At 63.1% G+C, this 20,231-nt stretch carries 17 protein-coding genes; 13 read left to right on the top strand and 4 right to left on the bottom strand.

The genetic code is table 11. The annotated features are described in order from the left end of the window. The 8 genes from M2497_RS15205 (at window position 1) to M2497_RS15170 (ending at window position 8,370) form a co-directional block, all read left to right on the top strand. Window positions 1-999 (top strand): acyl-CoA dehydrogenase family protein, encoded by a 999-nt coding sequence (locus M2497_RS15205; RefSeq protein ID WP_248481337.1) that lies wholly within the window; start codon window positions 1-3, stop codon window positions 997-999. Continuing rightward, a complete protein-coding gene (locus tag M2497_RS15200) occupies window positions 996-1,754 on the top strand; it encodes a PIG-L family deacetylase (protein ID WP_248481336.1) in 759 nt (252 codons plus the stop codon). The genes M2497_RS15205 and M2497_RS15200 overlap by 4 nt, the downstream gene beginning before the upstream one ends. Further along, the gene (locus tag M2497_RS15195) at window positions 1,751-2,350 is read left to right on the top strand and encodes an SAM-dependent methyltransferase (RefSeq protein ID WP_248481335.1); all 600 of its coding nucleotides are present in this window, start codon (window positions 1,751-1,753) and stop codon (window positions 2,348-2,350) included. Before M2497_RS15200 ends, M2497_RS15195 begins: the two co-directional genes overlap by 4 nt. Then, window positions 2,347-3,006: a glycosyltransferase gene (locus M2497_RS15190; protein WP_248481334.1), complete on the top strand. Its 660-nt coding sequence runs from the start codon at window positions 2,347-2,349 to the stop codon at window positions 3,004-3,006. The genes M2497_RS15195 and M2497_RS15190 overlap by 4 nt, the downstream gene beginning before the upstream one ends. A 178-nt stretch (window positions 3,007-3,184) precedes the next feature. Further along, entirely contained in the window at window positions 3,185-3,946 is a 762-nt protein-coding gene (locus M2497_RS15185) for a PIG-L family deacetylase (protein ID WP_248481333.1), read from the top strand. 249 nt (window positions 3,947-4,195) lie between these two features. Then, a complete protein-coding gene (locus M2497_RS15180) occupies window positions 4,196-6,730 on the top strand; it encodes an autotransporter outer membrane beta-barrel domain-containing protein (RefSeq protein ID WP_248481332.1) in 2,535 nt (844 codons plus the stop codon). 132 nt (window positions 6,731-6,862) lie between these two features. Further along, window positions 6,863-7,891, top strand: a complete 1,029-nt coding sequence (locus M2497_RS15175) for an alpha/beta hydrolase (RefSeq protein WP_248481331.1) — start codon at window positions 6,863-6,865, stop codon at window positions 7,889-7,891. Beyond that, window positions 7,891-8,370 carry a cytochrome P460 family protein gene (locus M2497_RS15170; protein WP_248481330.1) on the top strand — a complete coding sequence of 160 codons (480 nt, stop codon included), beginning with the start codon at window positions 7,891-7,893 and terminating at the stop codon, window positions 8,368-8,370. The genes M2497_RS15175 and M2497_RS15170 overlap by 1 nt, the downstream gene beginning before the upstream one ends. 233 nt (window positions 8,371-8,603) lie before the next feature. Here M2497_RS15170 and M2497_RS15165 read toward each other — a convergent pair whose 3' ends face one another. After that, entirely contained in the window at window positions 8,604-10,001 is a 1,398-nt protein-coding gene (locus M2497_RS15165; protein WP_248481328.1) for an amino acid permease, read from the bottom strand. 58 nt (window positions 10,002-10,059) lie between these two features. After that, window positions 10,060-11,094 carry a histone deacetylase family protein gene (locus M2497_RS15160; RefSeq protein ID WP_248481326.1) on the bottom strand — a complete coding sequence of 345 codons (1,035 nt, stop codon included), beginning with the start codon at window positions 11,092-11,094 and terminating at the stop codon, window positions 10,060-10,062. Window positions 11,095-11,215: 121 nt separating this feature from the next. Here M2497_RS15160 and M2497_RS15155 point away from each other — a divergent pair, with 121 nt between their 5' ends. The 3 genes from M2497_RS15155 to M2497_RS30675 all read left to right on the top strand — a co-directional run bounded on the left by M2497_RS15155 (window position 11,216) and on the right by M2497_RS30675 (window position 15,707). Continuing rightward, a complete protein-coding gene (locus M2497_RS15155; protein ID WP_058426187.1) occupies window positions 11,216-11,707 on the top strand; it encodes an Lrp/AsnC family transcriptional regulator in 492 nt (163 codons plus the stop codon). 172 nt (window positions 11,708-11,879) lie between these two features. Then, a complete protein-coding gene (locus M2497_RS15150; RefSeq protein ID WP_248481324.1) occupies window positions 11,880-14,042 on the top strand; it encodes a TonB-dependent siderophore receptor in 2,163 nt (720 codons plus the stop codon). Window positions 14,043-14,210: 168 nt separating this feature from the next. Then, on the top strand, window positions 14,211-15,707 hold the full coding sequence (locus tag M2497_RS30675) for a methyl-accepting chemotaxis protein (protein ID WP_282578159.1): 1,497 nt from the start codon (window positions 14,211-14,213) through the stop codon (window positions 15,705-15,707). On the opposite strand, the gene M2497_RS15140 is transcribed toward M2497_RS30675, so the two are convergent. Both M2497_RS15140 and M2497_RS15135 read right to left on the bottom strand, forming a co-directional pair. Next, window positions 15,704-16,468 carry a sulfite exporter TauE/SafE family protein gene (locus M2497_RS15140; RefSeq protein WP_248481322.1) on the bottom strand — a complete coding sequence of 255 codons (765 nt, stop codon included), beginning with the start codon at window positions 16,466-16,468 and terminating at the stop codon, window positions 15,704-15,706. The genes M2497_RS30675 and M2497_RS15140 overlap by 4 nt on opposite strands. After that, window positions 16,453-17,115 carry an FMN-binding negative transcriptional regulator gene (locus M2497_RS15135; protein ID WP_248481321.1) on the bottom strand — a complete coding sequence of 221 codons (663 nt, stop codon included), beginning with the start codon at window positions 17,113-17,115 and terminating at the stop codon, window positions 16,453-16,455. Before M2497_RS15135 ends, M2497_RS15140 begins: the two co-directional genes overlap by 16 nt. 85 nt (window positions 17,116-17,200) lie before the next feature. Between M2497_RS15135 and M2497_RS15130 the strand changes: the two genes are divergently transcribed. Then, window positions 17,201-18,661: a PLP-dependent aminotransferase family protein gene (locus tag M2497_RS15130; protein WP_248481320.1), complete on the top strand. Its 1,461-nt coding sequence runs from the start codon at window positions 17,201-17,203 to the stop codon at window positions 18,659-18,661. A gap of 123 nt (window positions 18,662-18,784) precedes the next feature. Then, entirely contained in the window at window positions 18,785-20,122 is a 1,338-nt protein-coding gene (locus tag M2497_RS15125) for an MFS transporter (protein WP_248481319.1), read from the top strand. Window positions 20,123-20,231 lie beyond the last annotated feature (109 nt).

Below are 20,231 nucleotides of genomic sequence, written 5' to 3'. Positions count from 1 at the left end.
ATGGCTCTGCATGGATTCCTTCAAGGCTTCCGGGGCTATGCGGACACGCAAGCCCTGGGCGACGCCCTGAAGGCGCTTCAGGAAGAAGGCCTGGACCACCTACCGCTGCCCGGCGGCGGTCAGACCCTGGCGCGGTTCAGTCGCCTGGCGCAGGTGGCGGGTCATGACCTGCGCTTGTGCAAGCTGTTCGAAGGCCACACCGATGCCCTGGCAATCATTGCCGAGCTCAACTCCCCACTGCCGCCCTTGGGCAGCACGTGGGGCATGTGGGCCGCCGAGCCGCCAACGGCCAAGGTGCGCGTGAACCAGGAGGGCCATCGCCTGCGGGTGCAAGGCCGCAAGGCCTGGTGCTCCGGCGCGGCGGTGGTGAGCCATGGGTTGTTGACCGCCTGGGACGAAGACGATCGCCAGCAGTTGGTGGCCGTGCACATGGATCAACCCGGCATCGTGGTCACCGACGAGGGATGGAACGCCGTGGGCATGGCAGCCACCGGCAGTGTGGAGGTCGTGTTCGACGGGGCCTGGGGGCTGGCGGTGGGCGGACCGGGGGACTACCTCGCCCGCCCAGGCTTCTGGCAAGGCGGTATCGGTATCGCCGCCTGCTGGTACGGCGCCGCGCAGCGCCTGGCTGAGGTCTTGCGCGCGCAGTGCAGTAAACGCCCGGAACCCCACGCCCTGGCTCATCTAGGCGCCGTCGACAGCGCACTGAACAGCGCCGCCTGTGTGCTGCGTGCCAGCGCGGCACAGATCGACCTTGAGCCCAAGGCTGATGCCCGGCAATTGGCCCAGCAGACGCGGGCCTGTATCGAAGACACCGTTGAGCAGGTGCTGCGCCACGTCGGGCGCGCCGTCGGCGCCGGTCCTTACTGCAAGGACCCGCACTTTGCCCAGTTGATGGCAGACCTGCCGGTGTATGTACGCCAGAGTCATGCCGAACGCGACCTGGCCGGGCTCGGAGAGCTGGTGGTCGGTGAACCCACAGGGAGGTGGCAGTTATGAGATCCAATCCGATCGTTGGCCAGGGCACGCCGCTGCATCACTGGCAGGCCTCGCCGAAAATGGCCGACTTGCCGTCGATCAGCGTCGAGCAGTTGGTGCCCGCCGGCCACCGTGCGGTGATCATTGCACCGCATCCGGACGATGAAATCCTCGGCTGCGGCGGCCTGATGCAGGGCCTGGCGGCGCTGGGTCGGCCGATCCAATTGATTTCGGTGACCGATGGCAGCGCCAGCCACCCCGGCTCGCAGCGCTGGCCAGTGGAGCGTTTGAGCGTAGTGCGCCCGCAGGAATCCGCCCAGGCCCTGCACCGCCTGGGGTTGCCGCTGCACAGCCTGAAATGGCTGCGCGCCGGTTTTACCGACAGCCAGGTGGCGGCGCGGGAACAGGAACTTGTAGGGTTTATCCAACGCTACCTCAAGCCTACCGACGTGGTGTTCACCACCTGGCGCGAAGACGGCCATTGCGACCATGAGGCCGTTGGGCGTGCCAGCGCCCAGGCCTGCGCGGCGGTCGGCGCCACCCTGTATGAGCTGCCGGTGTGGACCTGGCATTGGGCAACACCCGAAGACAGCGTGGTGCCCTGGCACCGTGCACGCAAGATCCCGCTGACCTGTGAAGCCGTCGCGCGCAAACGGCATGCGATCCACGCCTTCGCCAGCCAACTGGAAGGCGACCCACAGATCGGCCTCGCGCCGGTGCTGGCGCCCTACGTGGTGGAGCGTCTGTTGCAACCCTTTGAAGTGGTATTCGTATGAGTGTGGCCACGCCTTATTTCGACCAGCTGTTCGCCAATAACGATGATCCCTGGGCCTTTCGCCAACGCTGGTATGAGCGGCGCAAACGCGCACTGACCCTGGCGATCCTCACGCGGCCACGCTATGCCTCGGTGTTCGAACCCGGTTGCGCCAATGGCGAGCTGAGTTTCGAACTGGCACCGCGTTGTGACCGCCTGCTGTGCTGCGACACCGCCGCGGCCGCCGTTGACCTGGCGCGCACTCGCTTGCTGGGGTTCCCCCAGGCCCAGGTGCAGCAGTGCCGCTTGCCCGAACAGTGGCCTGCGGGCCAGTTCGAGCTGATCGTATTGAGTGAGTGGTGCTACTACCTCGACGCCGATGACCTGGGCCAATTGATCGATCACGCCCGCACCGCACTGACCGCCGACGGCCAATTGCTGGCCTGCCACTGGCGCGCGCCTATCGACGGTTGCCCGCAAACGGCTGAGCAAGTGCACGCCCTGCTCCAGCAACGCCTGGACATGCCCCGCATCGCCAGCCACCACGAACCTGATTTCCTGCTCGACCTGTGGAGCCGCGACGGCACCTCGGTCGCCACCCTTGAGGGCCTGCGATGATCGGCATTCTGATCCCGGTACATAACGAAGAGGCGTTGCTCGGCGACTGCCTGAAAGCTGCGATGATCGCGGCCAGCCATCCCGGGTTGCTCGGCGAAGCGGTGACTATTCTGGTGGTGCTCGACAGCTGCAGCGATGCCAGCGCCGCCATTGCCCAGGCCTACCCGGTGCAGTGCCTGGAAGCCCAGGTACGCAACGTGGGGCATGTGCGTGGCGTGGGTGCGCGGCATTTGCTCAATCAGGGCGCACGCTGGATCTCCTGCACCGATGCTGACAGCCGGGTAGCCCCCGATTGGTTGGTGGCCCAATTGGCGTTGGGCGTGGACGCCGTGTGCGGCACCGTCACGGTGGATGCGTGGAGCGAGGGTTTTGATCCCGCCGCGCAGATTCGCTACCTCCAGGGCTACGAGGCTCGCGACGGTCATCGGCATATCCACGGGGCCAACCTGGGGGTGAGCGCTGGCGCGTACGTGCGTGCCGGTGGTTTCGAGCCGCTGGCGTGCCACGAGGATGTGCAATTGGTGCGCAACCTGGAGCTGTGCGGCGCCTCCATCGCCTGGAGCCACGGCCCGCAGGTGATTACCAGTGCGCGCCTGGACGCCCGTGCACAAGGGGGATTCGGCGATTACTTGAAGAGCCTGATGCATGCCACGTAAAAAAACGCCGTTACCGAATGTGAAACCGCGCAATCCTTGTCTATGCTGAGAACGCCTTGCTGGCATTCCAGGGTTGGGGTGCCATGCAGCCACTACGGCGGAGCCTGTGGTGGAAACAAGAGAGTCGTCCCGTCAACGGGGCACGACCCCGCATCAACCGACAAGGATGTGACACCCCATGAAGCTTGCTTCCTTAAGCGACGGCCGCCGCGGCCCCGCGCAAGTCTGGAACAGCGCCCCGCAGTTGGCGCAAATCCCCCCCATTACGCCCTCCTCATTAGTGCCGCCTGGCGCACGCGTGGTGATCATCGCACCTCATCCGGGCGATGAGGTGCTGGCCTGCGGCGGCTTGCTGCAATTGCTCAGCACGCTGGAACACCCGCTGCAGCTGATCTCCATCACCGATGGCAGCGCCAGCCACCCGGGCTCCAACGTCTGGCCGGCGAGCCGCTTGAGCGTGGTCCGCCCCCAGGAAAGCGCCGAAGCCCTGCGCCGCCTGGGCATGCCGCTGCACAGCCTGAAGTGGATTCGCGGGGGGTTTTGCGACAACGCCCTCGCCGCCCGCGAGCCGCAACTGAGCCAATTCATTGCGCGTTACCTGCAGCCCGGCGATGTGGTGTTCAGCACCTGGCGCAACGACGGCAATGACGACCATGACGCGGTGGGCCGTGCCAGTGCCAAGGCGTGCAGCCTGGTGGGCGCGCAGCTGCATGAACTGCCGATCTGGGCCTGGCACTGGCCGGCCCGCGAAGGCGCGATCATCCCCTGGCAACGCGCGCGCAAGGTACGCCTGGACACCTGGACCGTGGCGCGCAAACTCCACGCCGCCCACGCCTATGCCAGCCAGCTGGCCGGGGACCCACAGATCGGCCTGCCGCCGATACTGGCCCAGGTGCTGCTTGAGAGAATGCGCGAACCGTATGAGATCGTGCTGTCCTGACACCCGACTCGTCCGTACCTGTTAATTCTGACAGTAGCGGCCTGGCGAATGTATGGCTAGGGTGGAAAAAGCGCTGCACCGCTTCAGGTGCAGTCGAGAAAGCCATGCCAACCCTTTGCATTGGCCGGTGTTTTCAGAAACGGGTAACCCGCTGTCCCTGCTCCGTATCGCGCATCACGTTGTCATGGTCTGGCCCGCACCTGCCTTCGCAGGTGCCGGGACAACTCTCCCCTCAAGTGAGGACGGATCATGCGCGCACGGACACTCTCCTGGTTGTACCTGATCGTCATGGCGGTGTGGCCGCCGGCCTCTTATGGCGCCTGCACCATCAACACTGGCGCCGGCGATGACACCTCCACCTGTGACAGCGGCACGGCGCCGGGCTTTACCGATAACGCGGGTAACAACACACTGAATATCACCGCGACGGGCCGGGTGACCGGCAATGTGACCTTTGGCGCGGGCAATGATCTTGTGGATGTGAATGGGCCAAGCGCCGGGATTGATGGGAACCTCAACCAGGGCGATGGCGCGAATATCTTTCGGCTCAATCTGGGCAGCATTACCGGGTCTGTCACTCAAGGTGCGGGCGCGGATGTGGCGCTGATTACCGGCGGTCAGGTCGGCACTATCAACCAGGGGGACGGTATCGACAGCTATGCCCAGAGCGGCGGCACTGTAGCGGCCGTGGCTCAAGGTGACGGTCGGGATATCTTCAGAATGAGCGGTGGCACCATCACCGGCGCCGTCGAAGACAGCGACGACGCCGCAGTGACCGGCGGCACCATCGGCCGCGTCGACATGAAACTCGATAACAACCTGTTCGACATGTCGGGAGGCCGCATCATCGGCAACCTGGTGACCGGCTTAGGCAACGACACCATCCGGATCTCGGGCACGGCGTTTGTGGGCGGCAATATCAGTGTCAGCGCCGGTGATGATCAGGTGACCGTCTCGGGCGGCGAGGTGAACGGGCAGATCCTGCTCAGTTTCGGCAACGACCACTTCATCTGGACCGGCGGCAACCTGCACTCGTTTGTGCGGATGGGTGAAGGGGACGACATGGCACTCGTGCAGAATCTGACGAGTGCTCAGTTGGCGGCAGCGCAATTGGTGGACGGCGGCCTGGGCAACGACAAGCTCACCCTGGACAACACCAAGGCCGGGGATCCGGGCCTATTGCCCAACTGGGAAGCCATCCAGCTGGACAATGGCTCCGAACTGACGCTGAGCGGTACGACCCTCAAGCTGGGTGACAGCAGCTCCGGTACTGGCACGCTGGCGCTGGATGGCACGAGCAAGCTGCTGGTCGGGACCGGCGTCATCGAAGCCTTTACCGCCGGCCAGTTGGTTACCGTCAGCAACAGCGGCGTGATCGACATGACCACCGGCAGCTCCAGCACCAGCGACTCATTGACCATCAGGGGCAATTACACCGGCAATGGTGGGCGGGTTGAACTGCAAAGTGTGTTGGGCGGCGACGGCTCGCCCAGCGACAAACTGGTGATTGACCAAGGTGCCATTGGGGGCAGTACAACGATCAGCGTGACCAACCTGGGGGGTGCGGGTGCAGCGACGCTGCAGGATGGTATCCAGGTTGTGCAGGCCCTTAATGGTGCCTCCGGCAGTGCCAACGCCTTCACCCTCGCCGGCCCGGTCTCCGCGGGTGCGTTCGACTACCGCCTGTTCAAGGGCGGTGTAACCGCAGGCACGGCAAAGAATTATTACCTGCGCTCCACTGTCCCGGTGCAGCCACCAGGCCCTGAGATCATCGTACCTTTACCGAGCCCGGGCGAGCCTCCCCCCCCTAAACCAGGGCCCGATCCAATCCCCATCTACCGCAAGGAAGTGCCGATCTATGCCGCAATGTTCCCGGCGGCCGACCAGATCGTGCGCGCCACGCTGGGCACTTATCACGAGCGCATGGGCGACCAGAACCTTCGACAGAGCAGCCATGCGCTGGACGGCTGGGGCCGGGTCTACGGCAGCAGCAGCCGTCAAGGGTTCGCCGGCACGGTGAGCCCGACGCTGGACAGCACGCTCAAGGGCTTCCAAGTGGGCAGTGATGTCTACACCACCACCGACGACAGCGGGCGCAACCAGCGCGTTGGGCTGTTTGTGGGCCACAGCACACTCAAAGGCAACGTCAAGGGCTTCAACGGTGGCTGGCAAGACCTGGACGCCGGCAAAACCACCTTGCGCGCCGATAGCCTGGGGATTTACTGGACACTGATCGGGGCTAATCAAGCGTATGTGGATCTGGTGCTGATGGGCAGCCGGTTCAACGGCAACAACGAATCAGACCGCGGCGTGAAGATGAAAACCCGAGGGCATAACATCACAGCCTCAGCTGAAGTCGGCTGGCCGCTCCGGGCCAGCCAAAACTGGACGCTGGAGCCGCAGGCCCAAGTGATCGTCGGCAAGACAAGGCTCGACAGCCAGAACGACGGCATTTCCGACGTCAAGTACGACGCCGATACCAGCGTGACCTCCCGCCTGGGCTTAAGGCTGCGCGGCGACTACAACATCCATGGCATGGCGTGGCAGCCCTATGCGCGCGCGAACGTCTGGCATGCCAGCGCCGGGGACAACAGTGTGATTTACAACCACACGACCCGGATCGATACCGAGCAGAAATCCACCATCCTTGAAGTCAGCCTGGGCGCCACCTTGCAGGTAGCGCCCGATGTGAGCCTGTATGGCGAAGTCGGCTACAACCGCAATCTGGACAGCAACACCTACAACGGCCGCGAAGGCACTGTGGGTCTGAGGGTGGCGTTCTAGGTTTGTATCGCAGTGTGTACACAGCCCACTGCGATACACAGCCTTTAACTCGGCGGGTTTCCTGAAACAGGCCAGATACAGCCCGGCGTTCAACTGAGCACCCGGCACACATCCAGCCGCAGGAGGCTCGCCATGCACGCTCAGTTGAACCGCCGTTCCACACCGCTTTTCCTGGCCTTTGCCCTGGCGCAATTCGGCATCCTGGGCATGGCCCACGCCGAAATGCCCGAGGCTGCGACCAAAGTTGTCGCCAGTACCCAAAGCGCCTTCGGTGCCCTCAAGCACGTCAAGGCTGGGCTGCTGGACGTGGCCTACGCCGAAGTCGGCCCCACCACCGGCCCGGCGGTGATCCTGCTGCATGGCTGGCCCTACGACATTGACAGCTACGCCCAGGTCGCGCCGTTACTGGCGGCCAAGGGCTATCGCGTGTTGATCCCTTACGCACGGGGTTATGGCGACACGCGTTTCCTCTCGAATGAGACCCTGCGCAACGGCCAGCCGGCGGCGCTGGCCAGCGATGTGATCGACTTCATGGACGCGCTGAAGATCCAGCAAGCGGTGCTCGGTGGCTATGACTGGGGCGCACGCTCGGCGGACATCGTGTCGGCATTGTGGCCGGAGCGGGTCAAGGCGCTGGTGTCGGTCAGCGGTTACCTGATCGGCAACCAGGCGGCCGGCAAGAACCCACTGCCGCCCAAGGCCGAGCTGCAATGGTGGTACCAGTTCTACTTCGCCACCGAGCGCGGCGCCGCCGGCTACCAGAAAAACACCCACGACTTCGCCAAGCTGATCTGGCAATTGGCCTCGCCGCAGTGGAAGTTCGATGACGCCACGTTCGATCGCAGTGCCAAAGGCCTGGAGAACCCGGATCACGTAGCGATCACTGTGTTCAACTACCGCTGGCGGTTGGGCCTGGTGCAGGGTGAAACGAAATACGACCCGCTGGAGCAGAAACTCGCCCAGGCGCCGTCCATTGGCGTGCCGACCATCACCCTCGAAGGCGACGCCAACGGCGCCCCGCACCCGCAGCCGGAGGATTACGCCAAGCGGTTTACCGGCAAGTACGAGTTCCGCCTGATCAACGGTGGCGTCGGCCACAACCTGCCGCAGGAAGCGCCCGAGGCGTTTGCCAAGGCGGTCATTGATGCGGATCACCTGTGATGAAGCGCCTGTACATGGCCGCATTGGCCCTCGCGAGTTCGGCTGGCGCCTTCGCCGACAGCGCACCCTCGCCGATCTACGGCGTGACTATTCCCGACGGCTACCGCCAATGGGAACTGGTGGCTCCGGCCCAGGAAGCCGACCCGTTGAACGAGCTGCGCGTGGTGCTGGGCAACAGCGCTGCGCTCAAGGCTTATCGGGAGGGCACGTTGCCTTTCCCGGATGGCACCGTCCTGGCCAAGTTGGCGTGGAAACACGAGCAGTCACCGGATTTCAAGACCGCGTCCATCCCTGGCGCGGCGACCACGGTGCAGTTCATGGTCAAGGACTCGAAAAAATACGCGTCCACCGGTGGCTGGGGGTTTGGACGCTTCATCAATGGCAAACCAGCCGATGAAGCGCAGCACCAGACGTGTTTTGCCTGCCACCAGGCGTTGGTGAAAGACCGGGATTATGTCTTCACCAGGCTGGCACCCTGAAAGCCAGCCCGTTCAAGGTCTCTGGTCAGAACTGGCGACAAATACCCTGTGGCGAGCGGGCTTGTTGTGGTGAGCGGGCTTGCCCCGCGCTGGGCTGCGAAGCAGCCCCAACACCAGCAGCCGAAGAGTACCTGATTCACCGCATGCCTCCTTCCAGGGTCGCTTCGCAACCCAACGCGGGGCAAGCCCGCTCACCACAAATGGGAGGGTATCAGCCAGATATGGCCGGTTTTTCAAAGACTTTGAAAGGGCTGACCCTGAAAGCGCGAAAACTGATAGGCGATTCCCAGCCAGATAAACCAGGCCGGCATCACACACAGCGCCAGGCGTGTGTCCGGCCGCAACGCCAGCAGGCCCAGCACGAAGGCGAGAAACGCCAGGGCAAACCAGGCCATCGGCACACCACCGGGCATCTTGTAGGTGGATTGGGCGTGCAGGTCCGGGCGTTTTTTGCGATAGGCGATGTAGGACGCGAGGATGGTCGACCAGGTGAAGATCACCAGGATCGCCGACACCGTCGACACGATGGTGAAGGCGGTCATCACCTCCGGCACCACAAACAGCAACACCAGCCCCAGCAACATCAGCAAGCTGGTAAACGCCAGGCTGATAAACGGCACGCTGCTGTTCGACAAGCGCCGGAAGATCCCCGGCGCATCACCCAGGTCGGCCAAACCAAATAACATGCGGCTGGCGGAAAACACCCCGCTGTTGGCAGACGACGCCGCCGAGGTCAGCACCACGAAATTCACGATGCCCGCTGCGGCGGGGAAACCGGCGACCAGGAACAATTCGACAAACGGGCTCTTGCTCGGTGACACCTGCTGCCAGGAGGTCACCGCGATAATGCACGCCAGGGCCAGCACGTAGAACAGGATGATGCGCAGCGGGATCGAGTTGATCGCCTTGGGCAAGGTCTTTTCCGGCGCACGGGTTTCGGCGGCGGCGGTACCGATCAGCTCGGTGCCGGCGAAGGAAAAGATCGCCATCTGGAACCCGGCAAAAAAGCCGAACAGGCCGTTGGGAAATGCCGCTTGTTTATCCAGGAGGTGGCTCAACGAAGCGGTGACGCCGGTGGGCGAAACGAAGGAACTGGCGATCAGCACCCCACTCACCCCGATCAAGGTCACAACGGCGATGATCTTGATGATCGCGAACCAGAACTCCACTTCGCCGAACAGCCTGACCGTCAGCACATTCAGCGCGAACAGGGTCAGCAACATCGCCACCGCCGGCATCCAGGCCGGTACATCGGGGAACCAGTACTGGAAGAAACCGCCGACCACAACGGCGTCGCCCACCACCGCTACGCTCCAGCTCAACCAGTACGACCAGCCGAGAAAGAACGCCGCGCGCGGCCCCAGGTAAGCACCGGCAAAGTCGGCGAAGCTCTTGAAGTTGAGGTTGGACAGCAGCAGCTCGCCCATGGCGCGCATCACGAAGTACACGAACAGCCCGATGATCATGTAGATCAGGATGATCGAGGTGCCGGACAGCGCGATGATCTTGCCGGAGCCCATGAACAGGCCGGTGCCGATCGCGCCGCCCATGGCCATCAACTGGATGTGGCGGTTGCTCAGGGTGCGTTGCAACGCAGGCTGTTCACACAGCCCGGGCGTGGTTGTTTTCATCACAAAACCTCTTGTTATGTTTTTGAGTTTTGGCAGAAGAAAAGTCGAGGGGTCGTTGTTATTGGCTGTGGCGTTCGAAACCGTGCAGCACGTTGACCGCATTGATGCCGATCTCATCAACCATGTAGCCGCCTTCCATCACGAACAGCGTGGGCACGCCGACGGTGGCGATGATCTCGCCCATGCCGAGGAAGTCTTCGCTGTCGAGGAGGAAGTGGCTGATGGGGTCGTCCTTGAAGGTGTCGACGCCCAGGGAGATCACCAGCACTTCAGGCGCAAAGCGGCGCAGTTGCTGGCAGGCGTCTATCAGGGCGGTTCGGTAATGGGTCCAGGTGGTGTTTTTCGGCAACGGGTAGTTCAGGTTGAAGCCCTCCCCAGCGCCGACGCCGCGCTCGCTGCTGGCACCGGAAAAGTACGGGTAGGACACCGCCGGGTCGCCATGCAGGGATATGAACATCACGTCCGAGCGGTCGTAAAAAATGTTCTGGGTGCCATTGCCATGGTGAAAATCCACATCCAGCACCGCCACACGCGTGGCGCCCTGGGTGATGGCGTGCTGTGCGGCAATCGCGGCGTTGTTGAGGTAGCAGTAACCGCCCATGTATTCACGGGCCGCGTGATGGCCCGGTGGGCGGCACAGGGCAAAGGCGCTGTGATGGCCTTCGTCGAGCAACGCCAGGCCGGTCAGTGCGATGTCGGCGCTGGTCTTCACCGCCTGCCAGGTGGTGCGGGTAATCGGCGAACCGGCGTCCATCGCGTAAAAACCGAGCTTGCCGTCGATGAACGCCGGCACCTGCTGGTTGGCCAGGTCGCGTACCGGCCACACCAGAGGCAAGGCGTCATGGCTGCGGCCGATGGCAGTCCATTCGGCCCAGGCGGCTTCGAGGAACGCCACGTAGCGTTCGCTGTGGGCGGCGACGTAGCAGGCCCGGTCAAAACGGCGCGGCGTGATGATATCGCCCAGGCCAACCTGACGGACCCGATCACGCACGGTGTCGGCGCGGCTGGGTTGTTCGAACGAGGGTTTGAGCACACCGTCCTTGAGTTCGGTGCCATGGTGCAAACGGTGGGCTTCGCTGAAAACAGTCAACATGTGAGGGCATCCGCCAGTAAAAGACAGGGTCTATTTTGTTCTGGCGGCAGTGGGCTTTCTTTGCTTTTACTTACGGCACTGTTAGGTTTATCGGGAATATTTACCTCATTGGCGCACGATTATGAAAAATAAAACCAAACAGGTCGTTCTTGATGATACCGATCTCGCCATCCTCGCCCTGCTGCAGCAGGACGCCAGTATTTCCAACGCTCAGCTGAGTGAGCGCCTGTCCCTGAGCCTCACGCCCTGCTGGCGCCGGCGCAAACGCCTGGAAGAAGAAGGCGTGATCAAGGACTACCAGGCCAACCTCGACCGCAAGATGCTCGGGCTGGACATCCTGGCGTTCGTGCATGTGCGTTTTGCGATCCACACCGACCATGCGCCCGACGCCTTCGAGGCGGTGGTGAAAGAACTGCCACAGGTGTTGTCGTGCCACAAGATCACCGGGGATGCCGATTATTTGTTGCAGGTACTGGCTGAAGACCTGGACAGCTACAGCGAGTTTGTCGAGAGCGTGTTGCGGCGGCAGTTGGGGATTGCCTCGATACAGTCGAGCCTGGCGCTGAGGGAGGTCAAGGCGACCAGTCGGGTGGCGATTCCACAGCGCGAATAACCGCGCTTTTCGCGGGGCGATGTGGCAAATCGCCGCCACTGAGATGTGAAAAATTCGTTAACTGTTTCTCCCTCAAGGCTTTTTCCTACAAGAACAATCTGCCAGACTAATGCGAATAATTATCAACAGATTTTTTATTCGCCAGGGACGGCGTTCGGGGAGAGTCAGTTCCATGTCTGTGCAACAACACGGCAGTAAAGGTTTTTCACCCAGTCTGATAGCGTTGGCGGTCTGTCTGGCCAGTTCATCCGCGGTCTTTGCCGCCGATACCCAGGCGCCGGCCACCACGCTTGAACTGGGCGCCACGCAAATCTCTGGCGAAGAGCAACTGGGCGAAACCACCGAGGGCACCCAGTCCTACACCACTGGCGCGATGAAAACCGCGACCAAACTGCCATTGACCATGCGCGAAACCCCGCAGGCCGTCACCGTGATTACGCGTCAGCGCATGGATGACCAGGCGATGACCAGCATCAACGATGTGGTCAAGGCCACGCCGGGGTTGTTCCTGAATTTCTCCAGCGGTCCGGGCCGGCAGTCCTATACGTCGCGCGGCTTCGACATCGACAACCTGATGTATGACGGCATCCCCAGTGGCTATAACGGTGTGTCAGTGGGCGCACAGCCGAACCTGGCGATGTTCGACCGCGTTGAAATCGTGCGCGGCGCCACCGGCCTGGTCACCGGCGCGGGCAACCCTTCCGCCGCCATCAACCTGGTCCGCAAGCGGCCACTGGACGAGCAGAAAGTCACCCTGACCGGCGCCGCCGGCAGCTGGGACGACTACCGGGGCGAACTCGACGCCTCCAGCCCACTCAACGACAGCGGCACCTGGCGCGGTCGCGTGGTCACCTCGTACCGCGATGCCAACAGCTTCATCGACAACGCCGAGGAGTATCACGGCCTGTTTTACGCCGTCACCGAAGCCGACCTGAGCGAAGACACCACCCTGACCCTTGGCTTCTCCAACCAAAAGGACAAGACCAATTACTTCTGGGGCTCGTCGATGGTCGGCCAGGATGGCCATCACCTGAACCTGCCGCGCTCCTACAACCCCGGCACCGACTGGGAAAACAAGGACCAGGAGATCAACACCGTATTCGCCGAGCTGCGTCAGCAACTGGCCAACGACTGGAAACTGCAAGTCAACGCCAACTATGCCGAACAGAACGCGCTGTTCTCCGGCTCCTACCAGTCGCGCTGGGTCGCCAACACACTGGCGCGCACCGTCTATCAAGCGGCCTACGATGAAAACCAGGCGGGTGTCGACGCGTTTGCCAGCGGCCCCTTCCAGGCGTTCGGGCGTACCCACGAGCTGGTGGTAGGCGCCAGCCGGCGCATCTACGACATGACCACCCACAACTACAGCCCCTACAACCTGAACTGGCCGCTCACGGCGGGCAAACCGAACTTCGTCCACACCACCAATGACCGCGACGTGACCACCCAGGACGGGGTGTACGTCACCACGCGCCTGAATCTGGCTGACCCGTTGAAGCTGATCCTCGGCGGGCGCCTGGACTGGTATGACTACGATGCCCACGGCAGCAACACCGGCGACTACAAGGTCACCCGCAACCTCACCCGCTACGCCGGCCTGATCTACGACCTGGACGACCATCACTCGGTCTACGTCAGCTACAGCGACATCTTCACGCCCCAGAGCGAAAAGGACACCTCCGGCACCCCGCTCAAGCCTATCGTCGGCAAGAACTATGAGGTGGGTATCAAGGGTGAATACCTGGGTGGCGCGCTGAACGCGAGCGTGGCGCTGTTTCGCGTCGACCAGGAAAACCGTGCCGTCGGCGTGACCGTCGCAAACTGCCCGCAGGCCTCCTGCTCCGTGGCCTCCGGCGAGATTCGCAGCCAGGGTATCGACTTCGAACTGCAAGGCGCCTTGACCGAGAACTGGCAGGTCGGCGGTGGCTACACTTATGCACGTACGCACACCATCAAGGACGCAGCCAACCCGCAGAACGTCAACAAGCAGTTCGACACCGACACCCCGGAGCACCTGTTCAAGCTGACCACCAACTACCACTTCCAGGGCTCGCTGGAAAAACTCCGCGTGGGCGGCAACGTGTCCTGGCAGAGCCGCATGTACAACGACTTCAAAGTCGCGGATGGCAGCACCTACCGCCTGCAGCAAGGCGCCTATGCCGTCACCGACCTGATGGCCGGCTACCAGGTCAACCAGCACCTGGACCTGCAGCTCAACGCCAACAACATCTTCGACCGCCGTTACTACCAGTCCATCTCCAATTCCGTGAGCTATGGCGGTGATTCCTATGGCAGCCCGCGCAATATGATGCTGACGGCAAAGTACAGCTTCTGACCGCCCTCCGAACCACGGCTATCCGCCCGGGTAGCCGCCCCTAAAGTCCCGCCTCCCGATGCCGATAAACGTTTGGCATCACTGAATCCAATAAAAACCAAAAAACCCCTGATTCGCTCCACCCTGCCCCTCGCTATGTCTCGGCCAGACCACATGGAGTAAGTGTGAATGCCCACCCGCACGCGTTTTTTCGAGCACTACCGCAAAGCCGACCGCATCATGCTGGCGCTGGTCTGGCTGATGTTCCTGTTTTCCCTGGGCCTGGCGTTCTGGCACGACACCCTGGTGCAGGCCGTGTTGGTCGGCGCAGGCACCAGCGTGGTGTTGACCGCGCTTTACCGTGCCATCGGCGGCACACGTGTGATGCGTTGCGCCCTCGGCGCGGGCCTGATGGTCATGGCGGCGCTGCATATCAACCAGGCCCAGGGCGTGATCGAAGCGCACTTCGGCATCTTCGCGCTGCTGGCGGTGCTGACGTTTTACCGTGACTGGCTGCCGATCCTGGTCGCCGCCGCCACCATTGCCGTGCATCACGTGGTGTTCCATGCCCTTCAACATCAGGGCTTTCCAGTGTTTGTGATGGCGCACCACGGTGGCTGGACCATGGTGTTTGTACATGCCTTTTACGTGGTGATGGAGACCGTCGCCCTGCTCTACCTGGCCGTGCACAGCCAGGCCGAGGCGGTCGAGAGTCAGGAAATGCTCGAGAAGATGCTGGCGGTCACCTCCCAGCTCACCGTTGAAACCGCCCAAGGCGACCAGGGCAAGACCCACGTCTCCCTCGCCAAGCGTTTCGACCATTTTCTGCATCAGTTGACCGGCCTGATCGACGGCGTCGCCCGTGACTCCCACGGCCTCGGCCAACTCGGCGAGGAACTGGCCAGCGCCAGCGGCACCCTGGAAAAAGGCGCGCGCCACCAACTGGCGGAAATCACCCAGATGACCGGCTCGATGCAGCGCATGGAAGACGCCATGGGCCATATTGCCGTGCACGTCGAGCAAGCGGTGGATCATGCCGGCAAGGCCAGCCAACAGATCCTGCGCGGCCAGGAAAGCGTCGGCCGCGCCCAGCAGGAAATCACCCAACTGGCCTCACGCCTCAACGGCACCCACGAGACAGTACAAGGCCTGGCCGTGCAAACCGAACAGATCGGCACCGTGCTTGAAGTGATCAGCAGCATCGCCAACCAGACCAACCTGCTGGCCCTCAACGCCGCCATCGAAGCCGCCCGCGCCGGCGAGCAAGGCCGTGGCTTCGCCGTGGTTGCCGACGAAGTGCGCAACCTGGCGCAACGCACGGCCGTGTCCACCCAGGAAATCAAAACCATCATCGAAGGCCTGCAACACGGCAGCCGCCAGGCCGTGCAAGCCATGCACGACAGCCGCCAAGGCGTCGACCGCTGCGTGGAAGACAGCCAGGTGGCCGTCGACATGCTGCGCGCAGTGGGCGACGACATCGCCCACATCGACGACCTCAATGGCCGGATCGTGACCACCACCCGCGAGCAGACCTCGGCCAACCTCGAGATTGTCGGGCGCCTGCAGTCGGTGCAGAGCATTGCGCAAAGCACCGCCGACAACGTGGAAACCCTGGCACGCAGCAGCGAGCGGTTGCCGCCGATCGCGGTGCGCCTGGAGGCGTTGGGGCGCAGGTTTCATCCCTAAGCCAGGTAGCCGCTGATGCCGTCCCATAACAGCTTGAGCGCCGTGATAATCAGCAAGCCATAGCACGCGCGATACAACTGGCGCTGATCCAACCGCGCATGCAGGCGCCAGCCCAGCCACACGCCACTCGGCACGGCAAGCAGGCAGATCAGCGCCAGGCCCAGCACATCACCGGTCGGCCTGGCCAGGATCAGCCAAGGGATGGCCTTGAGCAGGTTACCCACGGTGAAAAACAGGCTGGTGGTGCCGGCGTACACCTGCTTGCTCAGGCCCAGCGGCAACAGGTACATCGCCAACGGCGGCCCACCGGAATGCGCAACCATGGTGGTGATTCCGGAGGTGACCCCAGCGGCCACGGCCTTCGGTGCTGAACGCGGCTTCACACTGACATTTCCCCCGGCCCTGAACCACAGGCCGACAAACACCAGGGTGACCAGCGCCATCACGATGGCAATCGCACGGTGATCCAATACGCGAAAAAGCAGGTAGCCAACGCCAATCCCGACCACCAACCCAGGTACCAGTAAAGTGAGGTCGGGCTTTGACCAGGTCGACGGTTTCCAATAGCGCAGGCCGAACAGGTCCATGGCGATGAACAACGGGGCCAACAAACCACCGGCGGTGATCGGGTCCATCACCAGCGACAGCAGCGGAATGCCGACGATGGCAAAGCCACCGCCGAAGGCGCCTTTCATGAAGCAGATCAAGAACACCCCGGCGAACGTGACCAGGATCGTGGTGAGGCTCAGCTCCAGCTCCATGGCGCGGCCTCCGGATCCAACGGGCCGAGGTTTTCCAGCATGATCTGCGCAAGTGCCGTCTCACCGCGCTCGCGCAGGTGCACGATGGCTGACAATCGGTCGGCGTGATCCTTGTTCTGATTGAGTTTGCGCTTGCATTCAAAACGCAGCGGTTCGATTTCGATGCCGACGATTTTCGTCAACATGTCATCCAGAAAGGCCCGTGGCGCATCGCCCATTTTCCAGGGCTCGGGCTCAGAGGCCTCGTGCTGGCGCGTCAACAGGGCCAGGGTACGGCGCAGGCGTTTTGGGTCTTGCATCACCCGCATCACGCCGTGCACATGCACCACCTCGTAGTTCCAGGTTGGAACCTGGCGGTGAGTCTGGTGTTTGGACGCATAGCCGTTGGGCGACACGTAGGCCTGGGCGCCACGAAAGATCACCAGCACCGGCGCCCCCTGCGCGCAACGCTGCCACAACGGGTTGGCGCGGGCCACATGCGCGGTGAGCAGCCCACGGGGGCCGTGGCGCGGGTCAAAATCAAACGGCAGGTGATCGGCGTCCATGCCGCTGTCACCCGGCATCACCACGATGCCCAATGGGTTGTCATGGATGATTCTGTGCAGTTGTTGCGGGCGTTGTTCGGCAAAGTGATCAGGAATGTACATGGCGAGCATTCATTTTGGCGGGAAGAGAACCCATAATCTCGCCCATCACCTGCAGCGCAAAAAGCACCAGTTTCGAGGTTTTTCCATGGGCCAGTTGTCGAATCCTTCGCGCGGCGCTGAACGCCGAATCTACGCCAGGTTGCGTGCACAGATTGAAGACGGCACGCTTGCGCCCGACACCAAGCTGCTCTCGACCCGTGCGATGGCAGACACACTCGGGGTGTCACGCACCACCGTCACCGCCGCCTACGAGCAACTGGCCGCCGAGGGGTTTGTGGTGACTGCCGTGGGCAAGGCCGCCAGGGTTGCCGCCAGAGTCGGGGGGCGGCCGGCAACGGGCCCGGTGCCCGACGACCACCGTCCACCCTTGCTGTCCCTGTATGGACAGCGTGTGGCCAGCCTCAAGCCCTATAGCATGGCGTCGCCCTCGGCGCGTATCGACTTTCAGTATGGTGCGGTCGCCTCACGGGACTTCCCGGCACTTGGCTGGCATCGCGCCTATCGCGCCGAACTGGTCAAGCGTCAACCCAGTCGACCTTACGGCCAGCCCGAAGGTGAAGAACGCTTGCGCCATGCACTGCAAGGCTATCTGCGCCGTGCGCGAGGTTTGAGCTGCGATGCCGAGCAGATACTGGTGGTGCACGGCTCCCAGCAGGGGCTCGATCTGTGCGCTCGGGTGCTGCTCAACCCCGACGATGCGTTCGTGTTCGAGGACCCGGGCTACCGCATGGCCCGGTACTGTTTCGAGGCCACTGGCGCGACCGCGTTATCCATTCCGGTCGACGCCTGCGGCTTGCAGACACAACGCTTGCCGGACGACCCTCGCGCACGGCTGGCCTACGTGACACCGTCGCACCAGTTCCCCATGGGCGCAGTACTGCCCATCGCGCGGCGCCTCGAGTTGCTGGACTGGGCGAGCCGCCATCACGCCTGGATCATCGAAGACGATTACGGTGGCGAATTCCGCTACGGCCAGCGCCCCATCGACGCGCTGCAATCGATGGATACCGAAGCGCGGGTGATCTACGTGGGCACCTTCTCCAAGGCACTCTCGTCGCAATTGCGGCTGGGTTACCTGGTACTGCCCCGTGACCTGGTGGGCGTGTTTCGTGAAGCCAAGCGGCTGACCGACCGCCACTCCGCGCGCTGGGAGCAGAACGTACTCGCCTCGTTGATCGCCAGCGGCGCCTATGAACGCCACGTACGTCGCCTGCGCCGTGACAATGAAGGACGCCGTAAAGCGCTGCTGGATGCCGTCGACCGCCACCTGGCGGGGCTTGGCAAACTGCTGGGAATGGCCGCCGGGCTGCATGGGGTATTGCTGCTGCCGTCGCTTGGCTCGCGGGATGAGCCCGCCTTGCAGGCGCTTGCCCTTGAGCTCGGCGTGGGTGTGTATCCCCTGACGCCGTTGTTCACGTCGCAGGGCGACCGACCGGCAGGCCTGGTCATGGGCTACGCCGGGCTCACCGTGGAGCAGATTGATGAAGGGGTAAGGATACTGGCGAAGGTGGCCCGGCGCCTGATGAGCGCGACGCACTTGGCCTGATTCCTGCGTCTGCCCATCCCACCAAGTCGCTACTGACTACGCGGACGACTCTTTTGGGCCCCGCCGCCCAAGCGCCTGCGCCGATAATCGGTCATCCCCCCAGCTATCCCGAGGCCTTCCCCCATGACGAGCCCCTCCACCGAACAGGTCAGCCCGCAAACCCTGCGCAAGGTCATCATCGCCGCCGGCATCGGTAATTTCGTCGAGTGGTTTGACTTCGCCGTCTATGGCTTCCTCGCCACCACCATCGCCCAGCAATTCTTCCCCAGCGGCGACGCCAGCGCGGCGCTGCTCAAGACCTTCGCCGTATTTGCCGTGGCCTTCGCCTTCCGGCCCTTGGGCGGTATTTTTTTCGGCATGCTCGGCGACCGCATCGGCCGCAAGCGCACCCTGGCCATGACCATCCTGTTGATGGCCGCTGCCACCACGTTGATCGGCCTGCTGCCCACCTACGCCGCCATCGGCGTCACGGCGCCGATTCTGTTGTCGCTGATACGTTGCGCCCAGGGCTTCTCCGCCGGCGGTGAATACGCCGGTGCCTGTGCTTATCTGATGGAGCACGCGCCGAGTGACAAACGCGCCTGGTATGGCAGCTTCGTGCCGGTGTCGACGTTTTCCGCTTTCGCCGCCGCTGCGGTAGTGGCGTATGCCCTTGAGGCGTCATTGTCCGCCGAAGCCATGGGCAGTTGGGGCTGGCGCCTGCCGTTCCTGATCGCCGCGCCACTCGGCCTGGTGGGCCTCTACCTGCGCTGGAAGCTGGACGAGACGCCTGCCTTCCAGGCTGTGAAGGAAGAGCATGCCGTCGCCCACTCCCCGCTCAAGGAAACCTTGCGCAACCATGGTGCGGCGATCTGTTGCCTGGGCGCTTTTGTATCACTCACGGCGTTGTCGTTTTATATGTTCACCACCTACTTCGCGACGTACCTGCAAGTGGCGGGCGGGCTGAATCGGGCGATGGCGCTGCTGGTGTCGCTGATCGCGTTGATCTTCGCGGCGGCGATCTGCCCGCTGGCGGGGCTGTATTCGGACCGGGTCGGGCGGCGTGTCACCGTGATGACTGCCTGTGTGTTGTTGATCGTGGTGGTGTATCCGTCGTTCCTGATGGCCAGCTCCGGCTCGTTTGCGGCGTCGATTGTCGGCGTGATGTTGCTGGCGGTCGGCGCGGTGTTGTGCGGCGTGGTCACGGCGGCCTTGCTGTCGGAGACCTTCCCGACCCGTACGCGCTATACCGCTTCGGCGATCACCTACAACATGGCGTACACGATCTTCGGCGGCACCGCGCCGCTGGTGGCGACATGGTTGATCAGCACCACGGGCAGCAACCTGTCACCGGCGTTTTACCTGATTGCCGTGGCGTTGCTGGCACTGGCCGGAGGGTTGGCGTTGCCGGAGACGTCGCGGATTTCCTTGCACGACGTGGGTGGTGAGGAAACAAGCACTGCACCTTTGCTTTCACGGTAAACGGCAGGAGGGTGAACGCCGCTGGACGCAGGTAGAATCAATTAGACACCTGCCTGCTGCCGCATCCAGACCATGGACAGCGTTTTCTGAAGGCGCCGCAGTGAACCCT

This window comes from Pseudomonas sp. CYM-20-01 (assembly GCF_023169845.1).
Taxonomy (GTDB): domain Bacteria; phylum Pseudomonadota; class Gammaproteobacteria; order Pseudomonadales; family Pseudomonadaceae; genus Aquipseudomonas; species Aquipseudomonas azotoformans.
Note: the sequence above shows the minus strand (reverse complement) of the source record. Positions and strands in the feature narration are given on the sequence as shown.